The sequence below is a fragment of the Klebsiella sp. genome (genome assembly GCF_027492335.1).
Classification (GTDB): Bacteria; Pseudomonadota; Gammaproteobacteria; order Enterobacterales; family Enterobacteriaceae; genus Klebsiella; species Klebsiella huaxiensis.
In genome coordinates this window covers 189,368-202,586 of the sequence record NZ_JAPUEW010000011.1, presented here as the reverse complement: position 1 = coordinate 202,586, position 13,219 = coordinate 189,368, and the positions used below count along the sequence as shown (strand labels likewise).

At 49.8% G+C, this 13,219-nt stretch carries 15 protein-coding genes and 3 tRNA genes; 11 read left to right on the top strand and 7 right to left on the bottom strand.

Annotation, left to right across the window (positions count from 1 at the left end; genetic code table 11):
- The 3 genes from QVF11_RS05250 to bglJ all read left to right on the top strand — a co-directional run bounded on the left by QVF11_RS05250 (position 1) and on the right by bglJ (position 2,515).
- Entirely contained in the window at positions 1–870 is an 870-nt protein-coding gene (locus QVF11_RS05250; protein WP_287855441.1) for a helix-turn-helix domain-containing protein, read from the top strand.
- 281 nt (positions 871–1,151) lie between these two features.
- The gene (locus QVF11_RS05245; protein WP_112215089.1) at positions 1,152–1,874 is read left to right on the top strand and encodes a helix-turn-helix transcriptional regulator; all 723 of its coding nucleotides are present in this window, start codon (positions 1,152–1,154) and stop codon (positions 1,872–1,874) included.
- Positions 1,835–2,515, top strand: coding sequence for a DNA-binding transcriptional activator BglJ (bglJ, locus tag QVF11_RS05240; protein ID WP_112215088.1), 681 nt, complete (start codon positions 1,835–1,837; stop codon positions 2,513–2,515). The genes QVF11_RS05245 and bglJ overlap by 40 nt, the downstream gene beginning before the upstream one ends.
- 13 nt (positions 2,516–2,528) lie before the next feature.
- Here bglJ and QVF11_RS05235 read toward each other — a convergent pair whose 3' ends face one another.
- Positions 2,529–2,987 carry a YbaK/EbsC family protein gene (locus QVF11_RS05235; protein WP_112215087.1) on the bottom strand — a complete coding sequence of 153 codons (459 nt, stop codon included), beginning with the start codon at positions 2,985–2,987 and terminating at the stop codon, positions 2,529–2,531.
- A gap of 341 nt (positions 2,988–3,328) precedes the next feature.
- Here QVF11_RS05235 and QVF11_RS05230 point away from each other — a divergent pair, with 341 nt between their 5' ends.
- On the top strand, positions 3,329–4,672 hold the full coding sequence (locus QVF11_RS05230) for a PTS sugar transporter subunit IIC (protein WP_287855437.1): 1,344 nt from the start codon (positions 3,329–3,331) through the stop codon (positions 4,670–4,672).
- A gap of 48 nt (positions 4,673–4,720) precedes the next feature.
- Here the strand turns inward: QVF11_RS05230 and fhuF are convergent, their stop codons facing one another.
- Positions 4,721–5,509, bottom strand: coding sequence for a siderophore-iron reductase FhuF (fhuF, locus tag QVF11_RS05225; protein WP_142512626.1), 789 nt, complete (start codon positions 5,507–5,509; stop codon positions 4,721–4,723).
- 109 nt (positions 5,510–5,618) lie between these two features.
- Entirely contained in the window at positions 5,619–6,665 is a 1,047-nt protein-coding gene (locus QVF11_RS05220) for a GGDEF domain-containing protein (RefSeq protein ID WP_110272703.1), read from the bottom strand.
- A gap of 263 nt (positions 6,666–6,928) precedes the next feature.
- Here QVF11_RS05220 and QVF11_RS05215 point away from each other — a divergent pair, with 263 nt between their 5' ends.
- The gene (locus QVF11_RS05215) at positions 6,929–7,168 is read left to right on the top strand and encodes a DUF1435 domain-containing protein (RefSeq protein WP_110272793.1); all 240 of its coding nucleotides are present in this window, start codon (positions 6,929–6,931) and stop codon (positions 7,166–7,168) included.
- Positions 7,169–7,187: 19 nt separating this feature from the next.
- Here the strand turns inward: QVF11_RS05215 and QVF11_RS05210 are convergent.
- The 4 genes from QVF11_RS05210 to rsmC all read right to left on the bottom strand — a co-directional run bounded on the left by QVF11_RS05210 (position 7,188) and on the right by rsmC (position 8,702).
- Positions 7,188–7,273 (bottom strand) — tRNA-Leu (locus QVF11_RS05210).
- Positions 7,274–7,303: 30 nt separating this feature from the next.
- Positions 7,304–7,389, bottom strand: a tRNA-Leu gene (locus QVF11_RS05205).
- Between the two features lie 28 nt (positions 7,390–7,417).
- Positions 7,418–7,504, bottom strand: a tRNA-Leu gene (locus QVF11_RS05200).
- 169 nt (positions 7,505–7,673) lie between these two features.
- Entirely contained in the window at positions 7,674–8,702 is a 1,029-nt protein-coding gene (rsmC, locus tag QVF11_RS05195) for a 16S rRNA (guanine(1207)-N(2))-methyltransferase RsmC (RefSeq protein WP_112215084.1), read from the bottom strand.
- A gap of 157 nt (positions 8,703–8,859) precedes the next feature.
- Between rsmC and QVF11_RS05190 the strand changes: the two genes are divergently transcribed.
- The 6 genes from QVF11_RS05190 to QVF11_RS05165 all read left to right on the top strand — a co-directional run bounded on the left by QVF11_RS05190 (position 8,860) and on the right by QVF11_RS05165 (position 13,177).
- Positions 8,860–9,273, top strand: a complete 414-nt coding sequence (locus QVF11_RS05190; protein WP_112215083.1) for a DNA polymerase III subunit psi — start codon at positions 8,860–8,862, stop codon at positions 9,271–9,273.
- The gene (rimI, locus tag QVF11_RS05185) at positions 9,242–9,688 is read left to right on the top strand and encodes a ribosomal protein S18-alanine N-acetyltransferase (RefSeq protein ID WP_112215082.1); all 447 of its coding nucleotides are present in this window, start codon (positions 9,242–9,244) and stop codon (positions 9,686–9,688) included. The genes QVF11_RS05190 and rimI overlap by 32 nt, the downstream gene beginning before the upstream one ends.
- A 14-nt stretch (positions 9,689–9,702) precedes the next feature.
- A complete protein-coding gene (gene yjjG / locus QVF11_RS05180; RefSeq protein WP_112215081.1) occupies positions 9,703–10,380 on the top strand; it encodes a pyrimidine 5'-nucleotidase in 678 nt (225 codons plus the stop codon).
- 92 nt (positions 10,381–10,472) lie between these two features.
- Complete coding sequence (prfC, locus tag QVF11_RS05175; protein ID WP_110272698.1) at positions 10,473–12,062, top strand: peptide chain release factor 3; 1,590 nt, start codon at positions 10,473–10,475, stop codon at positions 12,060–12,062.
- 218 nt (positions 12,063–12,280) lie between these two features.
- Complete coding sequence (gene osmY / locus QVF11_RS05170) at positions 12,281–12,892, top strand: molecular chaperone OsmY (protein ID WP_112215080.1); 612 nt, start codon at positions 12,281–12,283, stop codon at positions 12,890–12,892.
- Between the two features lie 123 nt (positions 12,893–13,015).
- Complete coding sequence (locus QVF11_RS05165; RefSeq protein WP_071200058.1) at positions 13,016–13,177, top strand: DUF1328 domain-containing protein; 162 nt, start codon at positions 13,016–13,018, stop codon at positions 13,175–13,177.
- Positions 13,178–13,219 lie beyond the last annotated feature (42 nt).

The window sequence follows — 13,219 nt, the reverse complement described above, 5'->3', positions numbered from 1 at the left end:
ATGCAGGCAGCGAAAACCGTTCCCGTTTTTAAACTGTATGGCGAAGATCGCGGCTGGCCAACTCCCGATCTCCTGCACTGCGAATCGATACTTCAGCGTAGTCGTCTGTATGAGTGGCATATCCGTGTGCATCAGCATGCTGAGCTGGTACAGCTGCTTTACCTGCATAAAGGGCGGGCAGAAATCGAAATCGAAGGGGCAACCACTGTGATGACTGAATCCTGCATTCAGGTTGTTCCTGCGCTTTGTATTCACGGGTTTCGGTTTTCTCCGGGGACGGAAGGATACGTTTTGTCACTGGCGCTACCGCTGCTCAGACGTTTTGAAAACCAGTTTGGTCGTCAGTTGGATGTACTCGGTCAGCCACAATGCGTGTCGGTGAAAGAGTCCCGGGGCCATATCCGGGCGCTTTTTACCGCCTTGCGAGAAGAGTATTGCGAGGATCACGATGCGCGCGAGATGATGCTGCATTCTCTATTGGGGGCGCTGCTGGTGTGGCTAAATCGGCAGTATCTCCCGACGCCGGTTACGGAGGACAAAGCGGAACGCAAACGTAGCGTTATGCGTCATTTTTCTCGTCTTATTGAAAGCCACTATCGTGAGCATATGCCTTTAGCGGAGTACGCCAGGCTAGTGGGGCTATCTGTGACGCACTTGAATTATTTGTGCCGTGAATTTTATGGCTGCAGTGCCCTTGGTGTTTTACACCAAAGGTTGATGCTTGAGGCTCGTCGCAATCTGCAATACACCAGCATGACCATTGCTCAACTTTCTGATTATTTAGGATTTACTGATGCAGCCTATTTCTCTCGTTTCTTTCGTCGCTATAGCGGTGAATCGCCTAAAGCATTTAGGAAAAAAATAAAATAAATATTTCTTTATTTAATTTGTCTTAAGTTAGCGCTTCTAACGAAGGTTTTAACCTTTTCTAATTTATTACTGGAAATTATCTGTGTTAATGTTAATCATTGGCGTGGATAGCAGTAATACGTTGCTCACCATATAATACAAATTGGTTTCAGAGCGTGGTATAGGGCGCTCGCCAGGGATGATAAAGATTCATTTTGGCAAAATAATACGGGTGGCTATTCAATTATCTATCTGATTGTTTTTCTGCCGGGCGTGAATCTTCGACAGGAAGCGGAGGGTTTATGTTACCAGGACAGGGTAAGTTCGGCATCATTATCAGCAGGATACCGGTCATGCAGTCCGGATTGAAAGCAATCGTTGGGGAGCATCTCCCTGATTATGAACTGAGTTTTTGTCGTTCCCAGGACGAGTTAACCCTACTTCAATTACGTCGCGCAGTGTTGGTTATCGCCGATTTATCTGGCGAAATTGAGCAGCCAAGAAATATTTGTGAACATTACTATTCTTTAATGACTCAGTACAGGGATATACACTGGGTCTTTATGGTTGGTAGCGCCTGCTTCCCATTAGCTGTTGAGTTATTAATGCGGCCTGAAAGTACATTAATATCTGATAGCGAACCAGTGAAGCGTTTAATTGAAGTCGTTCGTGCTGGTGGCCTTGCCGCCGAGAGAATTAGTCAGACCTTATTCTCACCAGAGATGGCGAATATTGGCGAAGAGCAGCAAAAGTTGGTCATTCTTACGCTTTCTGAGCGTAAGGTCCTGAGGCTTCTTGCCAAAGGGTGGGGAATTAATCAAATTGCTGCGTTATTGAAAAAAAGTAATAAAACCATAAGCGCGCAAAAAAATAGTGCGATGCGCCGTTTGTCTTTGCGCAGTAATGCAGAGATGTATGCCTGGATTAATAGTGCACAGGGAATGAAGGAGCTGAATATTTATTCAGCCTATGGAGAACAATCGGAATGGAAAAAGATCTCACAACACGATATGTCGCTGTCGTAGAAAAATGCGCGATGACTGAAGTGGCTCTTCGCCACATATTAACTCGTGAAAGCGGCAAGAATTATAGTGTCCGCTTCTTTAAAGATACTCAGGCATTAAAGCGAGAACTTAAATCTAAAGATTTTACTGCGATTATTTTTTCACTTTCTGGTAATCGCAGGTCCCGACTGGAGAGTTTACTTTTTCTCCACGAAATTGCGCGCTATTGTCCTGAAATGCAGAGAATTGTCTTAGCTACTGATGAAGCGGAAATGCGACTGATTAGTCACCTTACACCTTCCCGTTTGCATGGTATTTTTAATAAATCAGCTTGCCGTATACAGTTGCAGGAACGGTTGCTTCAGCTCCTCGACCATAGTCATCAGGCCAATGAGAGCGTTGTAAACCAAAAACAAGGTTTATGTAACCAAATCCTGAGCCCGACGGAACATACCATTCTGCGCTATATGTCTTACGGTTATTCGTTGCCTGAGATTGCGACACAGTTGGAGCGAAACATCAAAACTATTCGCGCTCATAAATTTAACGCTATGACCAAACTTGGCGTCAGCTCAGATATGGGCCTCCTGAGCGCAGCAGATATTCTGATGCGCTTGTCAGCGAATAACGATGATACCAGAGGTATGCGGCTCGCCCTGTAGCGTTAGCCGTTTATTAAAGACAAACGTCAATCCAGGTTGCATCAGTCAACCGCGCCATTCGTTCGGGTGAAATACGAACGGCGCTATGGATTGACCCGGCTGCTGGTAGAACTTCCGGGTACTGTTTCAGCGAAATGTCACAGTAAACCGCCAGTGGAACTTCCAGGCCAAATGGGCAAACCCCGCCAACGGGATGCCCGGTTAACGTAACTACCTCATCACTACTCAGCATACGTGCTTTCGCACCGAACGCTTCCTTTAGCTTTTTGTTATCCAGACGCGCATCGCCCTTTGCGACAACAAGTACAACCCGCTCTTTTACTTTTAAAGACAGGGTTTTCGCTATTTGCCCGGGCTCAACATTATGCGCTGCAGCGGCAAGTGCCACCGTAGCCGTACTCTGGTTAAGTTCGATGATTTCGATATCGGGGGCGTGGTCAGCAAAAAATTGCCGCACGGACTGCAGACTCATTGCGATCTCCTGATGAGTGTCTGTTAAAAATCTGTAATAAGCTTCGCAAAGTGTAAATATTGTTGGCAGACAATCAAGAATCTTTCTAATTCCTGGATCTTCTTCACAATCAATGCAACCGGTTACTGTAACCGGTTGCAGTTATCCGTCATGCGATGAATACTGAAATAGTAACTTCCCTGCGTCATCTATAACAAAAGAGCCGTGTATGAGTCGTACCTATTTGAGCAGTATAGCCAGTGGGTTATCCGCCGTGCTAATCCACTCACCGAATTAGGTTTACCACAACGGCAAGATAATCATTGTTGGGCCTGTTTCTATAGCCTGTCAGGAGGGCTGCTATGTCTGCTAACCATGCTGCATTTAATCTGATATTTCGCTTTGTAGAAAATTACATCAGCCCGGTCGCCGGACGCATTTCGTCTCAGCGCCATGTTATGGCTATTCGCGACGGCTTTATCTCTGCAATGCCGTTTATGATCGTTGGCTCCTTTCTCCTGGTATTTGCTTATCCGCCGTTTTCGCCGGATACCACATGGGGGTTTGCTCGCGCGTGGCTGGATTTAGCAAAAGAGTTTGAAGGGCGCATTTTAACGCCGTTCGATATGACTATGGGCATCATGTCGATCTACATTTGTGCCGCTATTGCCTACAACCTGGGTAAACACTACGAAAAAACGAATCAGCTCGACCCTTTCATGTGCGCGATGCTGTCAATTATGGCTTTCCTGCTCGTAGCGGCGCCGAAGACGAATGGCAATTTGCCGGTTGATAGCCTGGGCGGGACGGGGATTTTTACCGCGATTCTGGTGGCTGTTTATTGCGTTGAAATGATGCGTTTCCTTAAGGCGCACAATATTGGTATTCGCCTGCCAGATCAGGTGCCGCCAATGATCAAAAACTCTTTTGATCTATTGATTCCGGTATTGGTCGTAGTCCTAACGCTCTATCCCCTGAGCCTGTTTATCCAGCATCATTTCGATATGCTGATCCCGCAGGCTATCATGGCTATCTTTAAGCCGCTGGTTTCTGCGGCGGATTCATTACCGGCGATTTTACTGGCGGTGCTGGTTGGTCATTTGCTGTGGTTCGCGGGTATCCACGGTGCGGCTATTGTTTCAGGTATGCTGCAGATGTTCTGGCTGACTAACCTTGGGATGAACCAGCAGGCCCTGGCTCAGGGCGCACCGTTGCCACATATCTTTATGGAGGCGTTCTGGACATTCTTTATTGTGATTGGTGGTTCAGGAGCAACGATGGGGCTGGTATTCTGCTACCTGCGCAGTCGATCTGCACATCTGCGCTCAATCGGTCGTCTGAGTGTTGTGCCTAGCCTGTTTAACATTAACGAGCCGGTTATTTTCGGTACACCTATTGTCATGAACCCGGTGTTCTTTATTCCATTCCTGCTGGCACCAATGGTTAACGCCGTGCTGGCCTGGGCGGCAATGAAGCTGGATTTGATTGGCCGGGTTATATCTGTCGTTCCGTGGACCGCACCGGCACCGATTGGCGGCGCGTGGGCCTTGGGGTGGGATTTCCGGGCGGCGATTTTGGTGGTTATCCTGGCATGCGTCTCGGCAGTTATTTATTTCCCGTTCTTTAAAGTGTATGAGAAGCAACTGTTAGCACAAGAGTCTGAAGAAGCGCAGCGTTTGGCACAAGAAAGCCAGCAGACCGCGTAAACGTAAACGGGCGGCTTAATTAGCCGCCCGTTGTTCTATAAATCGATGTCATTTTAGCGTGCAATCCCCGCACTGCTGAACATCCGGAAGACGATAGCGCTGGCAGCAGGTGCGGCGCACGAGCTGCCCTTCACGTAAAACAACCGTACGCCACAGTGGGTTATCCCGGCCATCGGAAAGCTGTTTTTCAAAGAAACAGTGCTGACGTAAAAGGGTGACCTGTTCATCTCCCAGCAGTGCTTTCATTTCACCCAGATACCAGTTGATTAGGTAACCGGTATTGCTCCAGATAAGCTTGCCGTTAATATCACCAGTAGCTTCAAGCGCCTGAATGACGGGCTGTAAAGCGCAGTTGACCAAGGTTTCCATTCGCGATTGTGCAGACTGCTCTGATGAAGCTTGTGCGCAATGGACATCAATCCAGAAACAGGCTGCACGACCCGTTTCATGAAACTCAACGCGGAAATGTTCCGGTGCCAGGCTGATGACGCGATCTTCGCTCAGCAGAGCCAACATTAACGGCGGGATCAGTAAGCCGATGTACCACTGTGCCCAAAGGGATAGCAGTGGCTTTTGCTCACGCGCCTGCGTGGGTTGGTTGCGATAAATATGATCAGAATACGTCGCCAGCAGGGAACTCAGCGCCATTGGCTGAGACCATTCCGCCAATGTTAATGCATGGTGAGGCGCTTCTTCATTCAGGCGGAGAAAATCCAGCAGATGGGGACGTAGGGTAGTGATTTTTTCGCGGATTGCATTTGCCAGTTCACGCTCAGCCGAAGGGAGCGGAGCCCGCCAGATGATGTCATCGCTGAAGGAAAGTGAACGGTAAGCCATCGGATGTTAGATACAAATCTAAATGATAATGATTTCTGATACTAGTTGTTCGATATCCGAATGGCAAGAGATTTGTCCGCGCGGCAGGTTTCTGCTGCGCGGTATAAAGCTAGCTAGCGAGGATAATATTACGGCCCATATTTTTCGCTTCATAGAGCGCGTTATCTGCACGTTTCAGTGCGCCATCAATGTCGGCATCAACCAGCGGCGTCATGCCGATGCTAATCGTCACATTGGTAGCGACGCTTTCGTTAAACATATGCGGAATTTTTAGATCGTAGACGCGTTGGCGGATACGATCTGCGGCCAGAAGGGCATTTTCAGCCGTACTGCTGGTTAAAAGCACCATAAATTCCTCGCCGCCAAAGCGGGCAACAATATCGCGTGAGCGCACGGCGTTGCGAATTGCCGCGGAAACCTGAATTAACGCCTGGTCGCCCATCATATGGCCATAGTGGTCGTTGTAGGCTTTGAAGTGGTCAATATCCAGCAGCAGGACGTAATGTTCAGTGCTGTCTAATGAGAGGATCGTGTCCAGGCGATTTTGTAAACCGCGGCGGTTGTACAAACCGGTGAGGGGGTCCAACATACTGAGATCGTTAAGGGTATTACGCTCCTTCAATAGCTTATCCATCAGTCCCTGAGTGAATACATCGCTACGCTTCTGAATTAAGCTCTGGAGGGTGATACCTGCAATAGGCAGGATAAAACAATAAGACATGCGCAGCCATTGTTCTCCTTCGGCCAGGATCAAGCAGGCACCGAATGTCGGTAATGAGTGCAAGGTGAACGCAATGATATTGCTGGAAAAAGCAATGGTGCCAATAAACAACACGCTTAATAAGGCGATCACCAGATAGTTAAAATGCGGTGGCCCCAGCATCATGGCTTTTAACGTAACGTGCCATGCCCAAAGCAGGCCAAATATCAGAGAAATAAATGAAATATTTATTTTGCGTTGCGAGAATTTCCAGTGCCATAACAGCAGGACTGAACTGCAGATAACAATCAGGAAGCAGGGCAGGGTAAAACTAATGACAGTAAAGAGTGGGCTGACCAGGGATAAGAGGGCTGAAACAAAATTAAGCAGTAAAAAAAGCCGTAAGGAATACTGATATTTTTGTTCGTAATGAGATCGCCAGGATTGTGCAGTCATGTTGGAATTGTCATTATTAATCGTTAAAATTCAATATGATGTGTGTCAAAAAAGAATAATAAAAAGCAATGCACAAAATAAGGTTTTTGCGAAATTATCAGATAATTTAATATATAGTTTTCGTTTGCTTAATTTATCACCTTCATGAATGTATGTCATTACCGCGAACGTAAAGAATAATGAGTCACGTTTTACCGGGCATGACAAATGATAAAAATTACCATATGATATTGGTTATCATTATCGTTGTGAGAGGTGAAAACATGTTGCAGCGAACTTTAGGGAGTGGGTGGGGAGTTTTGATCCCTGGCGTGTTGATTGCCGCCCTTGGGTTTGCCGATTTGTCGGTGGACGCCTGGCGCGGGTTAGTCACATTGGGAATGCTTACGTCAGCACTGATGATTTGGCATCGTCAGCTACGGCATTTCGTTTTGCTGCCATCATGCGTTGCGCTGATAAGCGGAATTATGCTGATGATGATGAATTTTAAGCTGATGGGATAATGCAGAAGGGTAAGAATATTGGTGCGAGGGGGGGGACTCGAACCCCCACATCCTAAGGACACTAACACCTGAAGCTAGCGCGTCTACCAATTCCGCCACCTTCGCACAGTATTCTTAATTTTGATATTGCCTCGTTGGTGCGAGGGGGGGGACTCGAACCCCCACATCCTAAGGACACTAACACCTGAAGCTAGCGCGTCTACCAATTCCGCCACCTTCGCCCAGTGCGAGCAATATCAACGTGGTTTATGGTGCGAGGGGGGGGACTTGAACCCCCACGTCCGTAAGGACACTAACACCTGAAGCTAGCGCGTCTACCAATTCCGCCACCTTCGCATACCATCGACACTATGAAAGTATCGTTACCACGGAGGCGCATTCTAGTGGTTTTCAGCTATTCGTCAATACTTAATTGTACAGGCTGGATTGATTGTTGCAAAAATGGACGGCTTAGGAAGATACGATCCCGGCGGCAAGCATCGCCTGTCGCCGGAGCAGGAGAATGTTACTTTTTCGCCTGACGGGTCATGACCGTACGGTAGACTTTAAACCGGCCAGTCTGGGCGATCACTTCGTGGAAACCGAAGATTTCATCCAGGATATCCGGATAAGGCAGGAAGGCGTTGGCGACAATACGTAGTTCGCCACCGCTATTTAAATGTCGAACCGCTCCGCGAATCAACGTTTGCGCCGCTTCCTGGCTGGTCTGCAGTCCGTCGTGGAACGGCGGATTAGAGATAATCATATCGAAGCGACCATTCACTTCAGAGAAGACGTTGCTGGCAAATACGTCACCTTCAATGCCGTTTGCGGCAAGGGTGGCGCGGCTGGCTTCTACCGCCGGGGCACTTACGTCACAGAGCGTTAAGCGAACCTTCGGTGAATGACTTGCCAGCACGGTTGCCAGCACGCCAGCACCGCAGCCGACATCAAGCACTTTGCCTTTGGTATGCGGCGTCAGAGTTGAGAGCAGCAGTTGGCTACCGATGTCCAGACCATCGCGGCTGAACACACCCGGCAGCGTTTTAATCGTCAGGTTTTCCAGCGGATATTCGCCCCAGTATTGCTCTGGATTAAATGCAGGCTGTTTTTCCAGGCGGCCATGATACAGCCCACAGCGGCGTGCGCTATCGATCTTGCTCAGCGGCGCATATTCGGCCAGCATCTGCTCTGCACTGCGTACGCCGCTGCGGTTCTCGCCAACCACGAAAATATCGATACCTGTTGGCAGCAGCGAAAGCAGATTCATTAGCTGAAACTGAGCTTCTGGCTTGTTTTTTGGCCAGTAGTAAATCAGCGTATCGCAATCAGCAGCGTCGCTGGCTTCAGCCACCAGGCTAAAACGCGCATTTTCACCCATCTGGCGGCTCAGTACCTGCCAATGATGAAACTGCTGGGTATGGACGCGGCTGCCAGCCGTATCCAGACGGGCAGGCAGGTCATCCTGCAGATCACCGGCAAACAGAACGCGGGCGGACTCGAAATCATCACTGTGGCGCAGCAAGACTTCACTTGCCGGGGTAAAAGCAGACATGAAACACTCCTTCATTGAGACTGGCGGCGATTATACACGTTATCTTTCAGGCTGCCTCTTTGTTGGCGGCGATATGCAATCCGCTGGGCACGTGATTGTTGGCGCAGATACGACGGATTTGCTATATTGCGCGCTTGATTAACAGGAGTGTTTCGCTATGACATCCCGACGAGACTGGCAATTACAGCAGCTGGGTATTACCCAGTGGTCGCTACGTCGTCCTGGGGCGTTACAGGGTGAAATCGCTATCTCGCTTCCTGGACATATCCGTCTGGTGATGGTAGCGGAAGCTCTGCCATCACTGACTGAGCCGCTAATCAGCGATATTTTACGTGCGCTGGCCCTGACGCCGGAGCAGGTTATGCAACTGACTCCTGAACGAGTGGCGATGTTGCCGCAGGATGCCCGCTGTAATAGCTGGCGGCTGGGTACTGATGCGCCGTTGCTGTTGGCGGGCGCACAGATATCCTCGCCCGCTTTCGATGAACTTCAGACCAGCACGCCTGCACGCCTGGCGCTCTGGCAACAAATCTGCACACATGAAAACGATTTCTACCCTCAACACGGCTGATTTGCCCCGCGCCTGGCAAATAGAAACACGCGCCCATGCCTTTCCCTGGAGCGAGCAGACGTTTGTCAGCAATCAGGGCGAGCGCTATCTGAACCTTCAGTTAGCGGTGGACGGCGAGATGGCTGCTTTTGCGATTACGCAAATTGTGCTCGACGAGGCGACGCTATTCAATATCGCCGTTGACCCCGCGTTTCAGCGTCGTGGCCTGGGGCGGGAACTGCTGGAACATGTGATTGATGAAGTAGAAAAACGCGGCGTCGTCACGCTGTGGCTGGAGGTGCGCGCGTCTAACGTCGCTGCCATCGCGCTCTATGAAAGCTTAGGCTTTAACGAGGCGACTATTCGCCGCAACTATTACCCCACGGTCGACGGACGTGAGGACGCAATAATTATGGCACTGCCAATCAGTATGTAAGACAAGGTGAGATGATGAAGTGGGACTGGATTTTCTTTGATGCCGACGAAACGCTGTTTACGTTTGATTCGTTTACCGGCTTACAGCGGATGTTTCTCGACTATAGCGTGACCTTCTCCGCTGAGGATTTTCAGGATTACCAGGCCGTGAATAAGCCGCTGTGGGTGGATTATCAAAACGGTGCCATCACATCCCTTCAGCTTCAGCATCAGCGCTTTGATGGTTGGGCTGAACGCCTGAGCGTGCCGCCAGGTGAGCTGAATGCTGCTTTTATGAATGCGATGGCGGAGATCTGCTCGCCGCTGCCGGGCGCGGTGTCGTTGCTCAATACGCTGCAGGGGAAGGTAAAAATGGGCATCATCACCAACGGATTTACCTCGCTGCAGCAGACGCGTCTCGAACGAACCGGGTTGCGCGATCACTTTGATTTACTGATTATTTCCGAAGAGGTTGGGGTGGCGAAGCCGGATGCGCGCATCTTTGATTATGCGCTGACGCAGGCGGGCAACCCGGAGCGCTCGCGGGTTCTGATGGTTGGCGATACGGCGGAGTCTGATATTCGCGGCGGCGTGAACGCCGGTCTGGCGACCTGCTGGTTCAATCCTCATCAGCGCGAACTGCCTGCGGATCTTCAGCCTGACTGGACGGTGACCTCTTTAAGCGAACTGGAGCAACTCCTGTGTAAACACTGATTGCCTCCCCCTCATTGATGGGTAAAATAGCCGCAATTTTTCGTATTCAACATGCGTGGCGCATAGCCGTGCTTACTCAAGAAGATTGAACTATGACGTTGTCTCCTTTTTTGCAGGAGGTGGCCAAGCGCCGCACTTTTGCCATTATTTCTCACCCGGATGCCGGTAAAACCACCATCACCGAGAAGGTGCTGTTATTCGGACAGGCGATCCAGACTGCCGGTACTGTTAAAGGCCGAGGTTCCAGCCAGCATGCCAAATCCGACTGGATGGAGATGGAAAAGCAGCGTGGTATCTCCATTACCACCTCCGTAATGCAGTTTCCGTATCACGATTGCCTGGTGAACCTGTTAGATACCCCGGGGCATGAAGACTTCTCGGAAGATACCTACCGTACGCTGACTGCGGTGGACTGCTGCCTGATGGTTATCGATGCCGCGAAAGGCGTCGAGGACCGGACCCGTAAGCTGATGGAAGTTACCCGTCTGCGCGATACGCCGATCCTGACCTTTATGAACAAACTTGACCGTGACATCCGCGATCCGATGGAAGTGCTGGATGAAGTCGAGCGCGAACTGAAAATCGGCTGTGCGCCGATCACCTGGCCAATTGGCTGCGGTAAGCTATTCAAGGGTGTTTACCATCTTTATAAAGATGAAACCTACCTGTACCAGACCGGTAAAGGCCATACCATTCAGGAAGTTCGCATCGTTAAGGGCCTGAATAATCCGGAACTGGATGCGGCCGTTGGTGACGATCTGGCGCAGCAGTTGCGCGACGAGCTAGAGCTGGTGCAGGGCGCGTCCAACGAGTTCGATAAAGAGCTGTTCCTGGCCGGTGAAATTACTCCAGTATTCTTCGGTACCGCCTTGGGTAACTTTGGCGTTGATCATATGCTGGACGGCCTTGTGGAATGGGCGCCTGCGCCGATGCCGCGCAAAACCGATACCCGCCTGGTCGAAGCGCAGGATGAGAAGTTCAGTGGCTTCGTGTTTAAAATTCAGGCCAATATGGATCCGAAACACCGTGACCGCGTGGCTTTCATGCGCGTAGTTTCCGGCAAGTACGAAAAGGGCATGAAAATGCGCCAGGTTCGTATTGGTAAAGACGTGGTTATCTCCGATGCGCTGACCTTTATGGCAGGTGACCGCTCGCATGTTGAAGAGGCGTATCCGGGCGATATTCTCGGTCTGCATAACCACGGTACGATTCAGATCGGCGACACCTTTACGCAAGGTGAGATGATGAAGTTCACCGGTATCCCGAACTTCGCCCCGGAACTGTTCCGTCGTATCCGCCTGAAAGATCCGCTGAAGCAAAAACAGCTGCTGAAGGGGCTGGTACAGCTTTCTGAAGAAGGTGCGGTGCAGGTATTCCGTCCGATTGCCAATAACGATCTGATAGTGGGTGCCGTCGGTGTGCTGCAGTTTGATGTGGTCGTTTCCCGCCTGAAGAGTGAGTACAACGTTGAGGCTATCTACGAGTCCGTTAACGTGGCGACGGCGCGCTGGGTAGAGTGTTCAGACGTGAAGAAATTCGAGGAATTCAAGCGTAAGAACGAAATTCAGTTAGCCCTTGATGGCGGTGATAACCTCACATATATCGCCCCAACAATGGTTAACCTGAATCTGACGCAGGAACGTTATCCTGACGTTCAGTTCCGTAAAACTCGCGAGCACTAATTGCCTCAGGAGCGCGGCTTTCACCGCGCTCCACGTTGTTTTTCCTTCTGTTTGACCTTTCTGGAAAGTTCTTAATTCTTACCGTTTTGCGCGTTTTTTTACGCTCTCCTGCCGCACTCTCTCGTGTTTCTACTACATTTAATAAGTAATTTTTGGAAACTTAGCTTAATAGACTACTTATTTTGCTTTACCTGTTTAGAAATAACGAGGAACTCACAATGACAAGACCAAAGAACGCCAGGACAGCACTGGCCCTCCTCTTAGGCTCAGCCATCATCAGCGCCTCGGCATATGCGGAAAACTCAACCGTTGATAGTGCAAAATCTGCTGCCAGTAGTGCGGGGCAAGCTGTTGATAGCTCGATGAACAAAGTCGGGAATTTTATGGACGATAGCACCATTACTGCCAGAGTGAAGGCGGCGCTGATCGACCATAAAGATATTCGCAGTACTGATATCTCAGTGAAGACCGATAACAAAGTCGTCACGCTGAGCGGTACGGTAGATAGCACAACGCAGCAAGAGCAGGCGGTTAGCGTGGCGAAAGGGGTTGAAGGCGTGACCTCGGTTAACGACAAACTTAGCGTGCAGAATGAAAAGTCTGCTTCGTTGAAGGGTTACGCTGGCGACACGGCGGTGACCAGCGAAATTAAAGCTAAACTATTAGCTGACGATATCGTGCCATCACGAAATGTGACGGTGGAAACCACTGATGGCGTCGTGCACTTATCCGGCACAGTGGCTTCCAGCAAACAATCAGACCGCGCAGAAGATATCGCTAAAGCCGTTTCCGGCGTCAAAAGCGTGAAGAACGATCTTAGCGTTAAATAAATCCATTATTAAAAGAATTTATTCTGCGGCCTTTCCGCAGGATGTGTAGCACCACAGGGTTGTGTATGCGCGGACTGAGTGCGCAGAAAATCGACCGTCATTAACTATGGTAAGGAGAGACGTATGTTTAGATGGGGCATTATTTTTCTGGTGATCGCGTTAATTGCCGCTGCTCTGGGCTTTGGTGGACTGGCAGGTACCGCTGCCTGGGCTGCTAAAATTGTTTTCATCGTCGGTATTATTCTGTTTCTGGTCAGCCTTTTTACCGGCCGTCGGCGTCCCTAGACGCTAACCCGTGAAATACCGTCTTACATAAAGCCAGTCAAT

Coding starts and splice junctions, on each gene's coding strand:
- QVF11_RS05250 (WP_287855441.1), top strand. CDS start 1: ATGCAGGCAGCGAAAACCGTTCCCGTTTTTAAACTGTATGGCGAAGAT.
- QVF11_RS05245 (WP_112215089.1), top strand. CDS start 1,152: ATGTTACCAGGACAGGGTAAGTTCGGCATCATTATCAGCAGGATACCG.
- bglJ (WP_112215088.1), top strand. CDS start 1,835: ATGGAAAAAGATCTCACAACACGATATGTCGCTGTCGTAGAAAAATGC.
- QVF11_RS05235 (WP_112215087.1), bottom strand. CDS start 2,987: ATGAGTCTGCAGTCCGTGCGGCAATTTTTTGCTGACCACGCCCCCGAT.
- QVF11_RS05230 (WP_287855437.1), top strand. CDS start 3,329: ATGTCTGCTAACCATGCTGCATTTAATCTGATATTTCGCTTTGTAGAA.
- fhuF (WP_142512626.1), bottom strand. CDS start 5,509: ATGGCTTACCGTTCACTTTCCTTCAGCGATGACATCATCTGGCGGGCT.
- QVF11_RS05220 (WP_110272703.1), bottom strand. CDS start 6,665: ATGACTGCACAATCCTGGCGATCTCATTACGAACAAAAATATCAGTAT.
- QVF11_RS05215 (WP_110272793.1), top strand. CDS start 6,929: ATGTTGCAGCGAACTTTAGGGAGTGGGTGGGGAGTTTTGATCCCTGGC.
- rsmC (WP_112215084.1), bottom strand. CDS start 8,702: ATGTCTGCTTTTACCCCGGCAAGTGAAGTCTTGCTGCGCCACAGTGAT.
- QVF11_RS05190 (WP_112215083.1), top strand. CDS start 8,860: ATGACATCCCGACGAGACTGGCAATTACAGCAGCTGGGTATTACCCAG.
- rimI (WP_112215082.1), top strand. CDS start 9,242: ATGAAAACGATTTCTACCCTCAACACGGCTGATTTGCCCCGCGCCTGG.
- yjjG (WP_112215081.1), top strand. CDS start 9,703: ATGAAGTGGGACTGGATTTTCTTTGATGCCGACGAAACGCTGTTTACG.
- prfC (WP_110272698.1), top strand. CDS start 10,473: ATGACGTTGTCTCCTTTTTTGCAGGAGGTGGCCAAGCGCCGCACTTTT.
- osmY (WP_112215080.1), top strand. CDS start 12,281: ATGACAAGACCAAAGAACGCCAGGACAGCACTGGCCCTCCTCTTAGGC.
- QVF11_RS05165 (WP_071200058.1), top strand. CDS start 13,016: ATGTTTAGATGGGGCATTATTTTTCTGGTGATCGCGTTAATTGCCGCT.